General features: G+C 75.3%; 1 protein-coding gene and 2 pseudogenes. All 3 read right to left on the bottom strand.

What is annotated here, in order from left to right:
• On the bottom strand, positions 1–2,009 hold a 2,009-nt coding region (locus ACZ7IF_RS33155; RefSeq protein ID WP_470979235.1), incomplete at its 3' end, for a type I polyketide synthase.
• Positions 2,010–2,012: 3 nt separating this feature from the next.
• Positions 2,013–10,061, bottom strand: a pseudogene (locus ACZ7IF_RS33150) (type I polyketide synthase); the annotation flags it as partial.
• 78 nt (positions 10,062–10,139) lie between these two features.
• Positions 10,140–21,890: pseudogene (locus tag ACZ7IF_RS33145) on the bottom strand (SDR family NAD(P)-dependent oxidoreductase); the annotation flags it as partial.
• Positions 21,891–21,937 lie beyond the last annotated feature (47 nt).

Genomic DNA, 21,937 nt, shown 5'->3' with positions numbered 1-21,937 from the left:
GCCGGAACGACACCGGCCGCACGCCACAGCTCCGCCAGGGACACCATCACCGCCCACAGAGCGGGCTGCACGACATCGACCCGGTCGAAACCGGGAGCGCCGGACTCCTGGCGCAGCACCTCCAGCAGCGACCAGTCCGTGTACGGGGCCAGCGCCCCGGCGCACGCGTCCAGCCGGGCCGCGAACACCGGCGAGGAGTCGTACAGCTCCACCGCCATCCCCGCCCACTGCGAACCCTGACCGGGGAACACGAACACCGGACGCTCCGCGCCCGTCACGACGGCGCCGTCCACGACGCCCGCCGCCGGGAGCCCGGCGGCCAGCGCGTCCAGACCGGCCCGCGAGCCCGCCGGGACGACGCCGCGCCGCTCCAGCCCGGCCCGGGTCGTGGCCAGGGCGAGGCCGATGGCCGCCTCGGAGACCCCGGTGCCGGCTTCGTCGGCGAAGGCGCGCAGCCGGGCCGCCTGGCCGCGCAGGCCCTCGGCGGTACGGCCGGAGAGCACCCAGGGCAGGGTGGCGGCGGGGAGGACCGGCGGGGCCTGCTCGGGTGCCCGCGGGGCGGGTCCGGCGTCCGCGTCCCGGTCCGTGTCCTGGCCTGCGGCCTGGACGATCACGTGGGCGTTCGTGCCGCTCGCGCCGAAGGAGGAGACGGCGGCGGTGCGGGGGCCCTCCGTGGCGGGCCAGGGCCGCTCCTCGGTGAGGAGCTCGACCGCGCCGGAGGACCAGTCGACCTCGGGCGTGGGCCCGTCGATGTGCAGGCTGCGGGGCAGCACCCCGTCCCGTACGGACATCACGGCCTTGATCACGCCCGCGACGCCGGCCGCGGCCGCCGAGTGGCCGATGTTGGACTTGATGGAGCCCAGGTGCAGGGGGCGGCCTTCGGGACGGCTGCGGCCGTAGGTGGCGAGGAGGGCCTGGGCCTCGATCGGGTCGCCGAGAGTGGTGCCGGTGCCGTGCGCCTCGACCAGGTCGACCTCGTGGGGCGAGAGCCGGGCGTTGGCGAGGGCCTCCTCGATGACCCGCTGCTGGGAGGGGCCGTTGGGGGCGGTCAGGCCGTTGGAGGCGCCGTCCTGGTTGACGGCGGAGCCGCGGACGACGGCCAGTACGCGGTGTCCGTTGCGGCGGGCGTCCGACAGCTTCTCCAGGAGCAGGACGCCGACGCCCTCCGACCAGCCGGTGCCGTCGGCGGCGGCCGCGAACGGCTTGCAGCGGCCGTCGGGGGAGAGCCCGCGCTGGCGGCTGAACTCGACGTACACCTCGGGCGTCGACATGATCTGCGCGCCGCCCGCGAGGGCGAGCGCGCACTCGCCCTGGCGCAGGGACTGCACGGCCAGGTGGATGGCGACGAGGGAGGAGGAGCACATGGTGTCGACGGAGACCGCCGGGCCCTCCAGCCCGAAGGCGTAGGACAGGCGACCGGAGGACACGGCGGTGGCGATGCCGGTCATCAGGTGGCCCTCGACGTTCTCGGCGGCCCCCTCCCGGTCGCTGCCGTAACCGGTGTACGTGGTGCCGACGTAGACGCCCGTCCGGCTGCCGGCGACCGCCGTCGGGTCGACGGACGCCCGCTCGAACGCCTCCCAGGCGGTCTCCAGCAGCAGCCGCTGCTGGGGGTCCATGGCGAGGGCCTCGCGCGGGGAGATCCCGAAGAAGTCGGCGTCGAAGTCGCCCGCGTCGTGGACGAAGCCGCCCTCGCGGACGTACGTGGTGCCGAGGTGGTCGGGGTCCGGGTCGTAGAGGGAGTCGAGGTCCCAGCCACGGTTGACGGGGAAGCCGGAGACGGCGTCGCGGCCGTCGCGGACGAGGCGCCACAGGTCCTCGGGCGAGCGCACGCCGCCCGGGTAGCGGCAGGCCATGCCGACGACGGCGATGGGCTCGGGCTCGTCCGCCTCGACCTCGCGCAGCCGCTGCCGGGTCTGCTTCAGCTCGGCGGTCACCCACCTGAGGTGATCGAGCAGCTTCTGTTCGTTGTCCATCTGGCGGGAGCTCCTTGGATGACGTTCCGGCACGGGCTACGACTTGCCGAGCTCTTCGTGGATGAACGCGAAGATCTCCTCGGCCGAGGCGGACGCCAGTTCGTCGTGGGCGTCGGCTTCTTCGGACTTCTCCGGGTTCGTGCCGCCCCACTTGGTGAGCAGCACCTGGAGCCGGCCGGCGATGCGGTGGCGCGCCCCGTCGTCCGGGGTGAGCCGGGTGAGGGCCGCGTCGATGCGGTCGAGGTCGGCGAGGACGGACTGGTCCGTCTCGATGTCGCCGTCCTGCAGGTGCTCGCGCAGGTGCTGGGCGAGCGCCGCGGGTGTGGGGTGGTCGAAGAGGAGGGTGGCGGACAGCTTCAGGCCGGTGTCGCCCGCGAGGCGGTTGCGCAGTTCGACTGCACCGAGCGAGTCGAAGCCCAGGTCCTTGAAGGGCCGCGCCTCCTGGACCCCGTCGGCGGTGCGGTGGCCGAGGACCGCGGCGGCGTGTCCGCGGACCAGTTCGACGAGGAGGTGCTGCTGTTCGGCGGGCGCGGCGGCGGCGAGCCGCTGCCTGAGGGCGGAGGCCGAGGCGGTGGCCCCCTGCCCGGCGTCCGGGCCGTCGTCCGCCAATGCCGCTTGTACGTCGGCCAGTTCGCTGATCAGCGCGCTGTGGCGCATGGCGGTGTAGGTGGGGGCGAACAGCGCCCAGTCGACGTCGGCGACGCCGACGCAGGTCTCGTCGAGGTCGAGGGCCTGCTGGAGGGCGGCGATGGCGGTGCCCGGCGCGATGCCGATCACGCCGCGGCGGCGCAGGTGCTCGTCGATGTCCTCGGAGGCCGCCATGCCGGCCTCGGCCCAGGGGCCCCAGGCGACGGCGGTGGCGGGCAGGCCGTGGGCGCGGCGGCGTTCGGCGAGGGCGTCGAGGTGGGCGTTGGCGGCCGCGTAGGCGGCCTGGCCGCCGCTGCCCCACATGCCGGCGCTGGACGCGAAGACGACGAACGCGGACAGGTCGAGGCCGCGGGTGAGTTCGTCGAGCAGGTCGGCAGCGACGGCCTTGGGGCGCAGGACGTGGGCCAGGTGTCCGGCCGTGACCTCGTCCATGAACCCGTTGTCGGAGACGCCCGCGGCGTGGACGACGGCGGTCAGCGGCCGGTCGGCCGGTACGGAGGCCAGCAGGGCGGCGAGCTGGTCGCGGTCGGCGACGTCGCAGGCGGCGAGGGTGACCTCGGTGCCCGACGCGCGCAGGGCGGCGGCGAGTTCGGTGGCGCCGGGGGCGTCCGCGCCGCGCCTGCTGGTCAGCAGCAGGTGGTCGGCGCCGCCTTCGGCGAGCCAGCCGGCGAGCCGGCTGCCCAGGGCTCCGGTGCCGCCGGTGACGAGGACGGTTCCGGTGGGCCGCCAGGGTGCGGCGGCCGGGCGGGCGGCGGGGGCGGGGGCGCGGCGCAGTCGGCGTACCTGGACGCCGGCGCCGCGGACGGCGAGCTGGTCCTCGCCGCCGGGTGCGGCCAGGACGGCGGTGAGGCGGGCGGCGGCCCGCTCGTCGAGGTCGTGGGGCACGTCGACGAGGCCGCCCCAGCGGTCGGGGTATTCGAGGGCGGCGACCCGGCCGAGGGCCCACACCTGGGCCTGGGCGCCGGTGGGGTCGGCCGTCGGGTCCGAGGGTCCGGTGGAGACGGCGCCGCTGGTCAGGTTCCACAGCGGGGCGCCGATGCCGGCGTCCCCGAGGGCCTGCGCCAGGGCGGCGGTCGCGGCGAGCGCGGCGCTGACCCCGGGCTGCGCGCCGTGCGGGCGGACGTCGAGCGGGAGCAGGGAGAGCACGCCGGCGGGCTCCGGGCCGGTGCCGGCGCGCAGCCGGGCGGCCCAGTCGGTGCGGTCGGCGGCGGTCGCGTCGAGGCGCAGGACGGTGGTGGTGGCTCCGGCGGTGGTGAGCGCGGCGGCGGCCCGGTCGGCGAGCGGCCCGGCGGGGTCCGCGCCTTCGGGTACGACGAGCAGCCAGTGTCCGTCCGGGCGGGCGGCGGCGGCCGGGTCGGGGGCGGGCTTCCACGTGATGCGGTAGCGCCAGGAGTCGATGGTGTGCTGCTCGCGGCGGCCGCGCCGCCATGTGGAGAGGGCGGGCAGGACGGCGCGCAGCTGCTCTTCGTCGGGGAGGCGCAGGGTCCCGGTGAGGGCCTGGAGGTCCTCGCGTTCGACGGCCGCCCAGAACTCGGTGTCGGCCTCGTCCTGCGCGGTGGGCGCGCCGGCGCCGGCGGGGGCGGCGTCGAGCCAGTAGCGGCTGCGCTGGAAGGCGTACGTGGGGAGGTCGACCCGGCAGGCGGGGCGGTCGGCGAGCGGCGGTGTCCAGTCGACGGGCAGGCCGCGGGTCCAGGCTTCGGCGAGGGCGCCGAGGAAGGCCTCGGGTTCGGGGCGGTCCTTGCGCAGGACGGGGGTGAGGAGTCCGGAGAAGGTGTCGGGAAGGGACTCCCCCGCCATGGCGGCCAGGACCCCCTGCGGGCCGAGTTCGAGGAAGTGGGTGACGCCCTCTCCTGCGAGGTGGGCGACGCCGTCACCGAAGCGGACGGCGGCCCGGACGTGCTCGACCCAGTAGTCGGCCGTGAACGCGGTGATCTGCCCGCCGGTGACGTTGGAGACGACCGGGATGGACGGGGTCGCGTAGGCCAGGGTCCCGGCGACCTCGCGGAACGCCTCCAGCATCGGCTCCATCAGCGGCGAGTGGAACGCGTGCGAGACCGTCAGCCGCTTGGTCTTGCGGCCCTGTTCCGCCAGCTTCGCGGCCACGTCGAGAACGGCGTCCTCGGCGCCCGAGATCACCACGGACTCCGGCCCGTTGACCGCCGCGACGTCCACATCGGCCGACAGCAGCGGGCGTATCTCCTGCTCGGTGGCGCGGACCGAGACCATCGCCCCGCCCTCGGGCAGGGCTCCCATCAGCGCACCACGGGCCGCCACCAGCCGGGCCGCGTCCGCCAGGGACAGCACCCCGGCGACGTGCGCGGCGGCGATCTCACCGATCGAGTGACCCGCCACGAAGTCCGGGCGGATGCCGTAGGACTCCAGTACGCGGAAGAGTGCGACCTCGACGGCGAACAGGGCGGGCTGGGTGTTCTCGGTGCGGTGGACCTCGTCCCCGCCGCCGAAGACGATCTCCTTCAGCGGGAGGTCGAAGTGGGCGCACACCTCGTCGAAGGCGTCGGCGAACACCGGCTGGGCCTCGTACAGTTCCCGGCCCATGCCCGCGCGCTGCGCGCCCTGCCCGGAGAACAGGAAGGCGGTGCGGGCGCCCGCGACGGACTCGCCGCGGAAGGTGCCGGGCGCCGAGGCGCCGGCCGCGAGGGCGTCGAGGCCCTCCAGGTAGCCCTCGCGGCTGTCGGCGAGGACCACGGCGCGGCTCTCCAGCTGGGCGCGCCAGGCCAGCAGGGCGGAGGCGGTGCTCGCCAGGTCCAGCTCGGGGCGGGCCGCGGTGAGGTCGCGCAGGCGGCGCGCCTGTTCGGTCAGGGCGTCGGGGGTGCGGGCGGAGACCAGCCAGGGCAGCAGCTCACCGGCCGCCGGTTCCTGCTCGGGCCCCTTCGCGGCCTGCGGCGCGGGCTCCTGCGGGGCCTCCTCGATGATCACGTGGGCGTTGGTGCCGCTGACGCCGAACGAGGAGACGCCGGCCCGGCGCGGACGGCCGGTCTCCGGCCATTCGACGGCCTCGGTGAGCAGTTCCACCGCGCCGGCGGACCAGTCGACGTGCGGGGACGCCTCGTCGGCGTGCAGGGTCCTGGGCAGTACGCCGTGGCGCATGGCCATGACCATCTTCATGATGCCGGCGACACCGGCGGCGGCCGAGGTGTGGCCGATGTTCGACTTGATCGAGCCGAGCAGCAGCGGCCGGTCCCCGGGCCGGTCCTGGCCGTAGGTGGCGAGCAGGGCCTGCGCCTCGATGGGGTCGCCCAGGGCGGTGCCGGTGCCGTGCGCCTCGACGGCGTCCACGTCCTGCGGGGCGAGCCGGGCGTTGGCGAGGGCCTGACGGATGACGCGCTGCTGGGAGGGCCCGTTGGGGGCCATGAGGCCGTTGCTGGCGCCGTCCTGGTTGGTCGCCGTACCGCGCACCACGGCGAGGACGCGGTGGCCGTTGCGGCGGGCGTCGGAGAGCTTCTCCAGGAGGAGGACGCCGGCGCCCTCGGACCAGGCGGTGCCGTCGGCGTCGGCGGAGAACGCCTTGCAGCGGCCGTCGGCGGCCAGGCCGCGCTGGCGGCTGAACTCCACGAACAGGTCGGGTGTCGGCATGACGGTGACGCCCGCGGCCAGCGCCATGGTGCACTCGCCGGCCCGCAGGGCCTGGGCGGCGAGGTGCAGGGCGACGAGGGAGGAGGAGCAGGCGGTGTCGACGGTGACGGCCGGGCCCTCCAGCCCGAAGGTGTAGGCGATGCGGCCGGAGATGACACTGGTGAGGTTGCCGGTGAGGGAGTAGCCCTCGACGCCTTCGCCGCCCATCTGCTGGAGCCCGCCGAAGTAGCCGGGCTGGGTGGCGCCCGCGAAGACGCCGATGGGGGCGGACTTCACGCTCGTCGGGTCGATGCCGGCCCGCTCGAAGGCCTCCCAGGAGGCCTCCAGCAGCAGCCGCTGCTGCGGGTCCATGGCGACGGCCTCGCGCGGGGAGATCCCGAAGAAGGCCGGGTCGAAGTCGGCGGCGTCGTGGAGGAACCCGCCCTCGCGGACGTAGGTGGTGCCGGGGTGGTCGGGGTCGGGGTGGTAGAGGGCCTCCAGGTCCCAGCCGCGGTCGGCGGGGAAGGGGCTGATGACGTCGGCGCCGGTGTCGACGAGCTGCCACAGGTCCTCGGGCGAGCGGACGCCGCCGGGGTAGCGGCAGGCCATGGCGACGATCGCGACGGGCTCGTCGTGCGCCGCCGCGCCCGCGATGTGGCCGGTGACGGCGGCGGTGCGCTCACCGAGCACTTCGGCCCGGACGAAGGCGGCGACGGCGGCGGGGGTCGGGTGGTCGTAGGCGAAGGCGGTGGGCAGCCGCAGTCCGGTGGCGTTGTTCAGCCGGTTGCGCAGGTTGACGGCGGCCAGCGAGTCGAAGCCCAGCTCCTTGAAGGCCCGCTGCGGGTCGATGGCGGCCGGCCCGTCGTGGCCGAGCACGGCGGCGGCGTGGGCGCGTACGAGGTCCAGTACGGTGCGGAGCTGCTCGGCCTCCGGGAGGTCCCGGAGCTCCTCGCGCAGCGCCGAACCCGCGGCCCGGTCGGCTTCCTCGTCGGGTGCGGAGTGCAGGGCCGCGAGGGCGGTACGGGTCTCGGGGGCGCGGCGGCGGCGCAGCCATGAGGCCATGTCGGGGAGGGCTTCGCGCAGCGGCTTGTCGCCGTCGATGTCGAGGGTGGCGACGAGGGTGTCGACGTCCTCCTCGTCGACGGCCTGCCAGAACCGCTCCTCGGCCGCGTCGCGGGGGGCGCCGGTCCCGGGGGTCAGCCAGTAGTGGCGGTGCTGGAAGGCGTACGTGGGCAGCTCGACGGAGTCCGCCGGGGTGGCTGGGGCGAGGAGGGGCGTCCAGTCGACGGGGAGGCCGCGGGTCCAGGCCGCGGCGAGGGCGCCGAGGAAGGCGGTGGGCTCGGGGCGGTGCTTGTCGAGGGCGGTGGTGACCAGGCCGTCGAAGTCCTCGGGGAGGTTCTCCCGGGCCATCGCGGTGAGCACCCCGGCGGGGCCGAGCTCCAGGAAGTGGCCGACGCCGCGTCCGGCGAGGTGGGCGACGCCGTCGCCGAAGCGGACCGCTCCCCGGACGTGCTCGACCCAGTAGTCGGCGGTGAAGCCGGTGATCTGCTCGCCGGTGACGTTGGAGACGACCGGGATGGCGGGCGCGGTGTGGGTGAGGGATTCCGCGACCTCGCGGAACGCCTCCAGCATCGGCTCCATCAGCGGCGAGTGGAACGCGTGCGAGACGGTCAGGCGCTTGGTCTTGCGGCCCCGGTCCGCGAGCGTGGCGGCCACGGCCAGGACGGCGTCCTCCGCACCCGAAATCACCACGGACTGCGGGCCGTTGACCGCCGCGATGTCGACACCGGCCGTCAGCAGCTCACGGACCTCGTCCTCGCCGGCCCGTACGGAGACCATGGCACCGCCCTCGGGCAGCGCACCCATCAGGGCGCCACGGGCCGCCACCAGACGGGCCGCGTCGGAGAGCGAGAGGACACCGGCGACGTGCGCGGCCGCGATCTCACCGATCGAGTGACCCGCCACGAAGTCCGGGCGGACGCCGTAGGACTCCAGCAGCCGGTACAGCGCCACCTCGACCGCGAAGAGCGCCGGCTGGGTGTTCTCGGTGCGGTGGACCTCGTCCCCGCCGCCGAAGACCAGGTCCTTCAGCGGGGCGTCGAAGTGTCCGCACACCTCGTCGAAGGCGGCCGCGAACACCGGCTGGGCGTCGTACAGCTCACGGCCCATGCCCGGACGCTGCGCACCCTGACCCGAGAACAGGAAGGCCAGCTTCCCCGGGCGTGCCGTGCCCTCGGACAGGGAGCCGTCCGGGGTGCCGTCCGCGAGGGCGCGCAGGCCGGAGCGGAGGCCGTCGGTGTCCTCGGCGAGGACCACCGCGCGGTGCTCCAGCGCGGAGCGGGTCGTCACGAGCGCTGCCGCGACGTCCGCCGCGGGAAGGGAGGTGTCGAGGCCGAGGAGGCGTTCGGCCTGGCCGCGCAGCGCCTGCGCGCTGTGCGCCGAGACCACCCACGGCAGCGGTCCGGCGGTGGCCGGGGCGGGCCGCTGTTCCTCCGGTGCGCCGGCGGGCGCCTGCTCGACGATCACGTGGGCGTTGGTGCCGCTGATGCCGAACGAGGAGACGCCCGCGCGGCGCGGACGGTCGGTCTCGGGCCAGTCCACGGCCTCCGTCAGGAGTTCGACGGCGCCCGCCGACCAGTCGACCTGGGGGGTGGGCTCGTCCACGTGGAGGGTGCGCGGAAGCACGCCCTCCCGCATCGCCATGACCATCTTGATGATGCCCGCGACCCCCGCCGCGGCGGCCGTGTGGCCGATGTTCGACTTGACCGAGCCGAGCAGCAGCGGCCGGTCCTCCGGCCGGTCCTGGCCGTAGGTGGCCAGCAGGGCCTGGGCCTCGATCGGGTCGCCGAGGGCGGTGCCCGTGCCGTGCGCCTCGACCGCGTCCACGTCCTGCGCCGTCAGCCGGGCGTTGGCCAGCGCCTGGCGGATCACCCGCTGCTGGGAGGGCCCGTTGGGGGCGGTCAGGCCGCTGCTCGCGCCGTCCTGGTTGACGGCGGAGCCGCGGACCACGGCGAGGACGCGGTGGCCGTTGCGGCGGGCGTCGGAGAGCTTCTCCAGGAGGAGCACGCCCACGCCCTCGCCCCAGATGGTGCCGTCGGCTGTGGAGGAGAACGCCTTGCAGCGGCCGTCGGCGGCCAGTCCGCGCTGGCGGCTGAACTCCTGGAACAGCCACGGGTTGGGCATGACGGTGACGCCGCCGGCGATCGCCATGGAGCACTCGTCGGCGCGCAGGGCCTGGGTGGCCTGGTGGACGGCGACGAGGGAGGAGGAGCAGGCCGTGTCGACGGTGATGGCCGGGCCTTCCAGCCCGAAGGTGTAGGCGACGCGGCCGGAGATGACGCTGTTGACGTTGCCGGTGAGGGTGTAGCCCTCGACCTCGCGGTGCGGGGTTCCCGTGCCACCGCCCAGGTAGCCGGGGTTCCCGGCGCCGACGAAGACGCCGGTACGGCTGCCCTTGAGGGTGGCGGGGTCGATGCCGGCGCGTTCGAAGACCTCCCAGGAGGACTCCAGGAAGAGCCGCTGCTGGGGGTCCATGGCGAGGGCCTCGCGCGGCGGGATCCCGAAGAAGCCCGCGTCGAACCCGGCCGCGTCGGGGACGAACCCGCCCTCCCGGACGTAGCTGCTGCCGTGGGCGTCCGGGTCCGGGTCGTAGAGGCCGTCGAGGTCCCAGCCGCGGTCGGTGGGGAAGGCGACGATGCCGTCGCCGCCTTCCGCCACCAGCCGCCACAGGTCCTCCGGCGAACCGACGTCCCCCGGATAGCGGCAGGCCATGGCGACGATGGCGATCGGCTCCTGCTCCTTCGCCTCCGCGGCCTGCAGGCGCTTGCGGGTCTGCTGGAGGTCGGCGGTGACGAGTTTCAGGTAGTCGCGGAGCTTGTCTTCGTTACTGCTGGCCATCGTGGCAGTGCCTCCGGTGGGACGGTCAGGACGACGGGTCGGGGATCAGCTGAGACCGAGTTCCTTCTCGATGAGGGCGAACATCTCGTCGTCGCTCGCCGAGGTGATCTCCGCGGTCCCGTCGGAGGTCCGTGCTTCCTCGTCGGTGTCGTTCTCGGTACCGGCCTGCTCGAGCTTCCACAGGATCGAGCGCAGCCGGTTCACGGCCCGTTCCCTGCCGTCGCTGCCCTCCGGCAGCGCGGCCACGGCCGCCTCCCAGCCGGCCATGGCGTCGAGCACCGCGGCCTCCCGGGTGCCCTCGCCCGGGTCCAGTTCCGTGTGCAGGAAACCGGCGAGGGCGGCGGGCGACGGATAGTCGAAGATCAGCGTGGTCGGGAGCCGGAGACCGGTGGCCGCGCCGAGTCCGTTGCGCAGTTCCACGGCCGTCAGCGAGTCGAATCCGAGGTCGAGGAAACCGCGTTCGGTGTCGATGCCCGCCGGGTTGGGGTGGGCGAGGACGTGGGCCACCTGGGTGCGGACCAGGTCGAGGAGGGCTTCTGCGCGTTCGGCGCCGGTGAGGCGGGACAGCCGCTCGGCGAGGGCCGAGGCCCCCGCGGCGGCGGCCGCCTCGCCCGCGGCCCGGCGTACGGAGGCCCGCACGAGCCCCTTGAGCACACCGGGCAGCCGGCCCGCGTCGGCCTGGCCGCGCAGCGCCGTGGTGTCCAGGCGTACGGCGGCCAGCAGGGCCTCGTCGTGGCGTGCCGCTTCGTCGAACAGGGCCAGGCCCTGTTCGGTGGCGAGCGGCAGGACGCCGCTGCGGCTCATCCGCGCGAGGTCGGCGGTGTCGAGTCCGGCGGTCATGCCGCTGGACTCGGCCCACTGGCCCCAGGCGAGGGAGACGCCCGGCCGTCCGTGGGCGCGCCGGTGCTGGGCGAGGGCGTCCAGGAAGGAGTTGGCGGCGGCGTAGTTGCCCTGGCCGGGACCACCCATGACGCCGGCCACGGAGGAGTAGAGGACGAAGGCGGTGAGGTCCAGGTCGCGGGTGAGTTCGTGCAGGTTGACGGCGGCGTCGACCTTGGGCCGCAGTACGCGGGCCAGCCGGTCGGCGTCGAGCGAGCCGAGGACCCCGTCGTCCACGACTCCGGCGGTGTGGACGACCCCGCGCAGCGGCCGGCCGGCGGGGACGGCCGCGAGGAGGGCGGCCAGCGCGTCGCGGTCGGCGGCGTCGCACGCCACCACCTCGGCCGTGCCACCCAACTCGGCTATCTCCGCGACCAGTTCGGCCGCACCGGGGGCGTCCGGGCCGCGCCGGCCCGCGAGCAGCAGGTGCCGTACCCCGTGCGTGGTGACCAGGTGCTTGGCGACCAGCGCGCCCAGGGTCCCGGTGCCGCCGGTGACCAGGACCGTGCCATCGGGGTCCCAGCCCTGCGGAACCGTCAGCACGATCTTGCCCACGTGCTTGGCCTGGCTCATGAACCGGAACGCCTCCGGCGCCCGCCGGATGTCCCACGCGCGGACCGGCAGCGGCCGCAGCACGCCCGCCTCGAACAGCCGGCCCAGCTCGGCGAGCATCTCGCCGATCCGCTCCGGACCGGCGCCCTCGACCATGTCGAAGGCCTGGTACGTCACTCCGGGGTGGAGCCGGGCGACCTCATCGGGGTCGCGCACGTCCGTCTTGCCCATCTCCAGGAAGCGGCCGCCGCGCGGCAGCAGCCGCAGCGAGGCGTCCACCAGTTCCCCGGCCAGGCAGTCCAGCACCACGTCCACGCCCTCGCCGCCGGTGGCGGCGCAGAAGCGCTCCTCGAAGGAGGCGTCGCGGGAGGAGGCGATGTGCGCCTCGTCCAGCCCGAGTTCGCGCAGCACGTCCCACTTGCCCTCGCTGGCCGTGCCGAACACCTCGGCGCCCAGGTGGCGGATGAGCTGTACGGCGGCCATGCCGACGCCTCCGGCGGTGGCGTGGACGAGGACGCGTTCCCCGGCCTTCAGCCCGGCCAGGTCGACCAGCCCGTAGTAGGCGGTGAGGAACACGGTCGGGATCGCGGCGGCCTGCTCGAAGGTCCAGCCGTCGGGGATGCGGACCACCAGGCGGTGGTCGACGACCGCGACGGGGCCGAACGCGCCCCGGATGAGACCGGTGACCTTGTCCCCGACCTCGATGCCGGTGACCCCGGGGCCCACCTCGGTGACGACGCCGGCGCCCTCGTTGCCCATACGGGCCAGACCCGGGTACATGCCGAGCGCGATCATCACGTCGCGGAAGTTCAGGCCCGCCGCGCGGACCGCGACACGGATCTCGCCCTCGGCGAGCTCCATCCCGGCGGCCGGGGACGGAACGAAGCCCAGGCTGTCGAGCGTCCCGGCCTTGGTGCTGTTGAGGATCCAGGAGGAGCCGGCGGGCAGGACCAGGGCGCCGCCCGCGGCGGAAGTGCCGGCGGACGGGACCAGGCGCGGTACGAGCAGCGCGCCGTCGCGGAGCGCGGCCTGCGGCTCGTTCCCGGTGAACACCGCGTCGGGGAAGGGCAGTCCGGTGTCGGTGTCGACGTCCAGGAGGACGAAGCGGCCGGGGTTCTCGGCCTGCGCGGCCCGCACCAGACCCCACAAGGGCGCCTGCGCCAGGTCCGTGACGTCCTCGCCGGGCAGTACGGCCACCGCACCGCGCGTGACGACGACCAGCCGGGTGTCTCCGAGCCGCTCGTCGGCCAGCCAGGTCTGAAGGGTGTCGAGCAGCGCGGCGGTGGTCCCGTGCACGGCTCCGGCCGGTCCTGCGGCCGGGGCGACCTCCAGGGATCCGGCGTGCAGGAGGACCTCGGCGGGGACCGGCGCGCCCTCGTCGAGGGCGGCCCGCAGGGAAGCGAGGTCCGCGTGGTCCGCACCCGCACCGCCGATCGCCACCCGCGGCCCGCCGGCGGTTGCGGCGGCCGGCGGAGCGGCGGTCCAGTCGAGCCGGTACAGGGCGTCGGAGTGGCCGGCACCCGCCACGGCGGCGGTCAGCTGCTCGGCGGCGACCGTACGGGTCGCCAGCGAGGCGACGGACACGACCGGGTTGCCGGCCGGGTCCGCGATGTCGAGCGAGAGGGAATCCGGGCCGGCCGGCGTCAGCCGCACCCTCAGCCTGGACGCGCCCACGGCGTGCAGACGCACACCGCTCCAGGCGAAGGGCAGGCGAACCTGCCCCGCGTCCGTGGCCGGCCCGGCGACAGCGAGCCCGTGCAGCGCAGCGTCGAGCAGGGCCGGATGCAGTGCAAACCAGCCCGCCTCATCCTGCTGCGCATCGGGCAGCCCCACCTCGGCGAACACCACGTCACCGTCGCTCCGACGCCAGGCCCGGGCCAACCCCTGGAAGGCCTGCCCGTACCCGTAACCGGCCGCGGCGAGCCCCTCATAGAACCCGTCGAGGTCGACCGGCTCGGCGTCCACCGGAGGCCATACGGCCAGGTCGGGCAGGGGTTCGGGGGTCGTTTCGGGGGCAGGGGCGAGCCGTCCGGCGGCGTGCCGGGTCCAGACCGCGTCGGCGTCCTCGGGACGCGAGTGGACGCTCACCGGCCGCGTGCCGTCCTCGTCGACGGCACCGACGAGCACCTGGAGCAGGACGCCACCCCGGTCGGGGATGACCAGGGGCGTCTCGATGGCGAGCTCCTCCAGCTCGCCGCAGCCCGCCTCGTCGCCCGCGCGGAGCGCGAGTTCGACGAAGGCGGTGCCGGGCAGCAGGACCGTGCCGGCCACCGCGTGGTCGGCGAGCCAGGGGTGGGTGTGCAGGGAGAGCCGCCCGGTGAGCAGCAGCTGCCCTCCGTCGGCGGGCGTCACGGTGGCGCCGAGCAGCGGGTGTCCGGCAGCGCCGAGTCCGGCCGCGAGCACGTCCGCGGAGGCGGAGGCGGCGGGGCGCGGCCAGTAGCGGCTGCGCTGGAAGGCGTAGGTGGGAAGGTCCACGGCGGCCGGGGCGGCCGCCGTACCGCCCGCCAGGGCCGACCGGTCGACGGGCAGGCCGCGGGTCCAGGCCTCGGCGAGGGCCCCGAGGAAGGCCTCCGGCTCGGGACGGTCCTTGCGCAGCACCGGGGTCAGCAGCCCGGAGAAGGCCTCGGGAAGGCTCTCCCCCGCCATCGCGGCGAGAACGCCCTGCGGACCCAGCTCCAGGAAGTGGCCCACGCCCTGCCCGGCCAGGTGGGCGACGCCGTCGGCGAACCGGACCGCTCCCCGGACGTGCTCGACCCAGTAGTCGGCCGTGAACTCGGTGATCTGCCCGCCGGTCACGTTCGAGACGACCGCGATCGCGGGCACGGTGTGGGTGAGGGATTCCGCGACCTCGCGGAAGGCCTCAAGCATCGGCTCCATCAGCGGCGAGTGGAAAGCGTGCGAGACGGTCAGCCGCTTGGTCTTGCGACCCTGCCCGGCCAGCTGCGCGGCCACCTCCAGGACGGCGTCCTCCGCACCCGAAATCACCACGGACTCCGGCCCGTTGACTGCCGCGACGTCCACATCGGCCGACAGCAGCGGCCGCACCTCGTCCTCAGTGGCCCGTACGGACACCATGGCACCGCCCTCGGGCAGCGAACCCATCAGCGCGCCGCGGGCCGCCACCAGACGGGCCGCGTCGGCCAAGGACAGCACCCCCGCCACGTGCGCGGCGGCGATCTCACCGATCGAGTGACCGGCCACGAAGTCCGGGCGGATGCCGTAGGACTCCGCCAGCCGGTACAGCGCCACCTCGATGGCGAACAGGGCGGGCTGGGTGAACTCCGTGCGGTGGACCTCCTCCCCACCCCCGAAGACGATCTCCTTCAGCGGGAAGTCGAAGTGGGCGCACACCTCGTCGAAGGCCGCCGCGAACACCGGCTGGGCCTCGTACAGCTCACGGCCCATGCCCGGACGCTGCGCACCCTGACCCGAGAACAGGAAGGCCAGCTTCCCGGGCTGGACCGGGGCCTTGGTGGCCTCGGTCAGGGCGTCGAGTCCTGCCAGCAGGCCGTCCAGCCCAGTGGCGGTCACCGCACCCCGGTGTTCGAGCGCGGAGCGGGTGGTGGCGAGGGAGTGCGCGACGGCGCGCGGGTCCAGGCCGATGTGCGTACGGGCGTACGCGGCGAGCCGTGCCGCCTGGGCGCGCAGGGCCCCGGGACCGCGGCCGGAGACGGTCCACGTGACCGGGCCGCCGTCCGTGTCGGGTGCGGCGGGGGCGGGCGCCGTCGCGGGCGCCTGTTCCAGGACGACGTGGGCGTTGGTGCCGCTGGCTCCGAAGGAGGAGACGCCCGCGCGGCGGAGGCGACCGGTCTGCGGCCACTCCACGGACTCCGTCAGGAGTTCCACCGCGCCCGCCGTCCAGTCCACGTGGGCCGACGGCTCGTCGACGTGCAGGGTCTTGGGCAGGATCCCTTCGCGCAGGGCCATGACCATCTTGATGACGCCCGCGACGCCCGCGGCGGCCTGGGCGTGTCCGATGTTGGACTTGACGGAACCGAGCCACAGCGGCCGGTCCTCGGGCCGGTCCTGGCCGTAGGTGGCGAGGAGGGCCTGGGCCTCGATGGGGTCGCCGAGGGTGGTGCCCGTGCCGTGGGCCTCGACCGCGTCGACGTCGTGCGTGGTCAGCCGGGCGTTGGCGAGGGCCTGTTCGATGACCCGCTGCTGGGAGGGGCCGTTGGGGGCGGTCAGTCCGTTGCTGGCGCCGTCCTGGTTGACGGCCGAGCCGCGCAGTACGGCGAGGACCCGGTGGCCGTTGGCCTGGGCGTCGGAGAGCTTCTCCAGGAGGAGCACGCCGGCGCCTTCGGACCAGCCGGCGCCGTCGGCGGCGGCGGAGAAGGACTTGCAGCGGCCGTCGGCGGACAGTCCGCGCTGCTTGCTGAACTCGACGAACACGCTGGGGGTGGCCATGACGGTGACGCCGCCGGCCAGTGCCATGGTGCACTCGCCGGCCCGCAGCGCCTGGGCGGCGAGGTGCAGGGCGACGAGGGAGGAGGAGCAGGCGGTGTCGACGGTGACGGCCGGGCCCTCCAGCCCGAAGGCGTACGAGAGGCGGCCGGAGACGACGCTGCCGGAGGTGCCGGTGAGCAGGTAGCCCTCGGCGCTGTCGGCGGCGCGCTCCACGTGGCTGGCGTAGTCGTGGTACATGACGCCGGCGAAGACGCCGGTGCGCGTGCCCTTGCGTTCCGCCGGGTCGAGTCCGGCGCGTTCGAAGGCCTCCCAGGAGGCTTCGAGGAGGAGCCGCTGCTGCGGGTCCATGGTGACGGCCTCGCGCGGCGAGATCCCGAAGAGCTCGGGGTCGAAGTCGGCGGCGTCGTAGAGGAACCCGCCGTTGCGGGTGTACGAGGTGCCGGGGCGGCGTCCCTCGGGGTCGTAGAGGGCGTCGAGGTCCCAGCCGCGGTCGGTGGGGAAGTCCGCGACGGCGTCGCGGCCTTCGGTGACGAGCCGCCACAGGTCCTCGGGCGAGCGGACCCCGCCGGGGTAGCGGCAGGCCATCCCGACGATCGCGATCGGCTCGTCGGGGGCGTGGGCGGGTGCCGGGGCGGCGGGGGCGGGGGTGGTGGCGGGGGTGAGGATCCCGGAGAGGAGGTGACGGGCCAGGGCGGCCGGGGTGGGGTGGTCGAAGATGAGCGTGGCGGCCAGTTTCAGGCCGGTGGCGGCGTTGAGCCGGTTGCGCAGTTCGACGGCGGTGAGGGAGTCGAAGCCGAGTTCCTTGAACGCCGCCTCGGGGCGGATCGCGGAGTGGTCGGCGTGGCCGAGCACCGCGGCGACCTGGCCGCTGACGAGGCCGAGGAGTTCGCGTTCGCGTTCGCCCTCGCCGAGCGGGGCGAGCCGCCGGGCGAGGGAGGAGGCCTCGGAGTCGGAGCCGGTTTCGACGGCGCGCCGGGCGGGGGTGCGGACCAGGGAGCGCAGCAGTGCGGGCAGCAGCCCGGCGGCGGCGCGCGTGCGCAGGGTCGCCGCGTCCAGGCGTACCGGGACCAGGACAGGATCGGTGTCGGTGTCGGCGGCGGCCGCGTCGAGGGCGGCGAGGCCCTGGGCCGCGCTGAGCGGGAGGATGCCGGCGCGGGAGGCCCAGCCGAGGTCGCCGTCCGTGAGGTGACCGGTGAGGCCGCTGGTCTCCCACAGGCCCCAGGCCAGGGAGCGGGCCGGCAGGCCCTGGTCACGGCGGTGGGCGGCGAGGGCGTCCATGAAGGCGTTGGCGGCCGCGTAGTTGGCCTGGCCGGGGTTGCCGAAGACACCCGCGGCGGAGGAGAAGAAGACGAGGGCGGTGAGGTCGAGGTCGCGGGTCAGCTCGTGCAGGTTCCACGCGGCGTCCGCCTTCGGGCGCATCACCGCGTCGAGGCGCTCGTCCGTCAGCGAGCCGACCAGCCCGTCGTCCAGCACCCCGGCCGCGTGGACCACACCCCTCAGGGGACGGTCCGCCGGGACGCGCGCCAGCACCGAAGCCAGCGCCTCCCGGTCGGCGGCGTCACAGGCCACGACCTCCACCACGGCACCCGACGCCCGCAGCGAATCCGCCAGCTCCACCGCACCCGGCGCATCCGCGCCACGACGGCCCGCCAGCAGCAAAGACCGCACCCCGTGCTCCGACACCAGGTGCCGGGCCACCAGCCCACCCAGCGCACCGGTACCCCCGGTGATCAGCACCGTCCCCTCCGGACCCCACACGGCGTCCCCGGCAGGTGCGGCAGCGGCCCGGACCAGGCGCGGTGAGAGGGCGGTGCCCGTACGCAGCGCGAGCTGGGGTTCGCCGGTGGCGACGGCGCGGTCCAGGGCGGCCCTGGAGGCCTCGGTGCCGTCGAGATCGACGAGCTGGATGCGGTCGGGGTGTTCGGACTGCGCCGAGCGGACCAGGCCCCACAGCGGGGCGAGGGTCAGGTCGGGCGCGGGGTCGCCGGGGCCGGTGCGGACGGCGCCGGTGGTGGTGACGACCAGGCGCAGGGCGGCGAGGCGTTCGTCGGCCAGCCAGTCGCGGAGGGTGGCCAGGAGCGCGGCCGTGGCGGCGCGGGCGGCGCGGGCCGGGTCGTCACCGGATCCGGTGACGTCGGGGCCCGGGTGGGTGAGGAGGACGTGGGTGGGGGCGGCGGTTCCGGCGTCGAGGGCGGCGGTCAGCGCGCCGAGGTCGGGGAAGTCGGCGCCGCCGAGCTCGGCCCGGCCGCCGGCGGGCGCGTCGGCGGGCAGCGGGACGTCGTTCCAGGTGACGCGGTGCAGGGTGTCCGTGCGGGCGCCCTGGAGGCGGTCGGGGGTGACGGACAGCAGGCTGAGGGCGTCCACGGTGGCGACGGGACGGCCCTCGGGGTCGGCGAGGTCCACGGCGAGTTCGCCGCCGTCGGCCGGGGTGATGCGGACCCGCAGGGCGGTCGCTCCGGTGGCGTGCAGGCACACTCCGCTCCACGCGAAGGGCAGCCGGACGCCGTCGAAGGCGGTGTCGGTCCCGAGGAGCGTGGCGTGCAGGGCGGCGTCGAGGAGGGCGGGGTGCAGGCCGAAGGCGGTCGCCTCCTCGCGCTGCGCGGAATCCAGCGCCACCTCCGCGTACACGGTCCCGCCCACGGTCCAGGCGGCCTTGAGGCCCTGGAAGGCGGGCCCGTAGGCGTAACCGGCCCCGGCCGTCCGCTCGTAGAACCCCTCGACGTCGACGGCCCGCGCTCCGGCCGGCGGCCAGACGGACAGGTCCACCCCGGTGACGGGGGCGGCGGGGGCGACGACGCCGGTGGCGTGCCGGGTCCAGACGGTGTCCGCGCCGGAGTCGTCGGGCCGTGCGTGGACGGCCACCGGGCGGCTTCCGTCGGCGGCGGGTTCCCCGACCACGAGCTGGAGCTGGACGGTGCCGGTCGCGGGCAGCGCCAGCGGGGTCTCCAGGGTGAGCTCGCGCAGCTGTCCGCAGCCCGCCTCGTCGCCCGCCCGGACGGCGAGTTCCACGAAGGCGGTGCCCGGCAGGAGGACGGTGTCACCGACGGCGTGGTCGGCGAGCCAGGGGTGGCTGCGCAGGGAGATCCGGCCGGTCAGCAGGAACCGGTCGCCGTCGGCGGAGCGTACGGACGCGCCCAGCAGCGGGTGTCCGGCGTCGGCCAGGCCCGCGGCGGACACGTCGGCGCCGCCGGACGCCGCCTCGGCCCAGTACCGGCGGCGCTGGAAGGCGTACGTGGGCAGGTCGACCGTGCGGGGGGCGTGTCCGGCGAGCACGGCCGGCCAGTCGGGGGAGGCGCCCCGGGTCCAGGCCTCGGCGAGGGAGGTGAGGAAGCGCTGCGGGCCGCCCTCGTCGCGGCGCAGGGAGCCGAGGGCGACGGCGGGCACGCCGGCGGCGTCGATGGTCTCCTGGACGCCGACGGTGAGCACCGGGTGGGCGCTGACCTCGATGAAGAAGCCGTGGCCGCGTTCGAGGAGGGCGCGGATGCCGTCCTCGAAGCGCACGGTCCGGCGCAGGTTGGTGTACCAGTACTCGGCGTCGAGTTCGGTGCCGTCGACGGGCCGTCCGGTGACCGTGGACAGGAACGGCACGCGGGTCTTGCGCGGGGTGATGCCGGCGAGGGCGCTGATGACGGCGTCGCGGATCTCTTCGACCTGGGGGCCGTGGGAGGCGTAGTCGACGTTGACGCGGCGGGCGCGGACACCGTCGGCCGCACAGGCGGCGAGCAGTTCGTCGAGGGCTTGCGGGGTGCCGGAGACGACGGTGGAGCGGGGGCCGTTGACGGCGGCGACGGCGAGCCGGTCGCCCCAGGCGCGGATGCGTTCCGCGACGGCGTCGGCGGTGTCGGCGACGGACATCATGCCGCCCTTGCCGGCCAGCGCGAGGAGGGCCTTGGCGCGCAGCGCGGAGACCTTCGCGGCGTCCTGGAGCGACAGGGCGCCGGAGACGGCGGCGGCGGCGATCTCTCCCTGGGAGTGGCCGACGACGGCGGCGGGTTCGATGCCGCTCGCCCGCCACAGCTCGGCGAGGGAGACCATGACGGCCCACAGGACGGGCTGGACGACGTCGACGCGGTCGAAGCCGGGTGCGCCGTCCTCCTGGCGCAGGACCCCGAGGAGGGACCAGTCGGTGTACGGGGCGAGGGCCTCGGCGCACTCGTCGAGGCGGGCGGCGAACGCCGGGGAGGACCCGTACAGTTCGACGGCCATGCCCACCCACTGGGAGCCCTGTCCGGGGAAGACGAAGGCGGTCTTGCCCTCGATGTCGGCGGTGCCCTCGACGAGCCGGGCGGCGCTCTCGCCGGCGGCGAGCCGGGCGAGCGCGTCCAGCCGGGCGTCCGCGTCGGCGTCGGCTGCGCCGTCGGCGCCGGTGTCCGGGCCGGCGACGACGACCGCGCGGTGGGCCAGTGCGGAGCGGGTGACGGCGAGCGAGAGGGCGGTGTCGGCGGGGCGCGGGGCGTCCGCGTCGGCGTCCGTACCGGCGGCGAAGGCGTGCAGCCGGCCGGCCTGGCCGCGCAGGGCGGCCTCGCTGTGGCCGGAGAGCGGCCAGGGCGTGGGGGCCGCGGCCGTGAAGGGGGCGGGGCCGGCCGTCGGGGCGGGGGCGTCCTCCTCGGCGGGCGCTGCCTGCTCCAGGATGAGGTGGGCGTTGGTGCCGCTGATGCCGAACGCGGAGACGGCGGCCCGGCGGGGGCGTTCGCGGTCGGGCCACTCCCGGGCGTCGGTGAGGAGTTCGACGGCGCCGGCCGACCAGTCGACGTGCGGGGTGGGCTCGTCGACGTGGAGGGTCTTGGGGAGGACGCCGATGCGGATCGCCATCGTCATCTTGATGACTCCGGCGATGCCGGCGGCCGCGGCGGTGTGCCCGATGTTGGTCTTCAGCGAGCCAAGCCACAGCGGGGCGTCCTGCGGCCGGTCCTGGCCGTAGGTGGCGATGACGGCCTGCGCTTCGATCGGGTCGCCGAGGGTGGTGCCGGTGCCGTGCGCCTCGACGACGTCGACGTCCCGCCCGCGCAGCCGGGCGTTGGTCAGGGCCTGGCGGATGACGCGCTGCTGGGAGGGACCGTTGGGGGCGGCGAGGCCGTTGCTGGCGCCGTCCTGGTTGGTGGCGGAGCCCCGGATGACGGCGAGGACGCGGTGACCGTTGCGGCGGGCGTCGGAGAGCCGTTCGAGGACGATCACGCCGACGCCCTCGCCCCAGCCGGTGCCGTCGGCGGCGGCGGCGAAGGCCTTGCAGCGGCCGTCCTCGGACAGGCCGCGCTGGCGGCTGAACTCGACGAACAGGCCGGGGACGGACATGACGCTCACGCCGCCGGCGAGCGCCATCGAGCACTCGCCGTTGCGGAGCGCCTGGGCGGCGAGGTGCAGGGCGACCAGCGAGGAGGAGCAGGCGGTGTCGACGGTGACGGCCGGGCCCTCGAAGCCGTAGTGGTAGGCGAGCCGTCCGGAGACGACGCTGCCGGAGGTGCCGGTGAGGGAGTAGCCCTCGGCGCCGCCCTGGGTGTTGTGTCCTCCGACGATGTAGGCGGGCGTCGCCGCGCCCACGTACACGCCGGTCTGGGTGCCCTTGAGGGTGCCGGGGTCGAGCCCGGCCCGTTCCAGCGCCTCCCAGGAGGTCTCCAGCAGGACCCGCTGCTGCGGGTCCATGGCCAGCGCCTCGCGCGGGGAGATGCCGAACAGGCCGGGGTCGAACTCCGGCGCGTCGTGCAGGAACCCGCCGGAGCGGGTGTACGTGGTCCCGGGGTGATCGGGGTCCGGGTGGTAGAGGGTGTCCAGGTCCCAGCCTCGGTCGGCCGGGAACCCGGATATCGCGTCGCGTCCCTCCGCGACCAGCCGCCACAGGTCCTCGGGGGAGCGGACCCCGCCCGGGTAGCGGCAGGCCATGCCCACCAGGGCGATGGGCTCGTTGCCCCGGCTCTCGGCCTCACTGAGCCGCTGCCGGGTCTCGTGGAGCTCGGCGGCCACTCGCTTGAGGGACTCGACCAGCTTGTCCTCGTTCGCCATCGCGGCGT

It is taken from the genome of Streptomyces sp. NPDC037421 (assembly GCF_055602105.1).
This window is presented reverse-complemented; position numbering and strand designations above follow the sequence as displayed.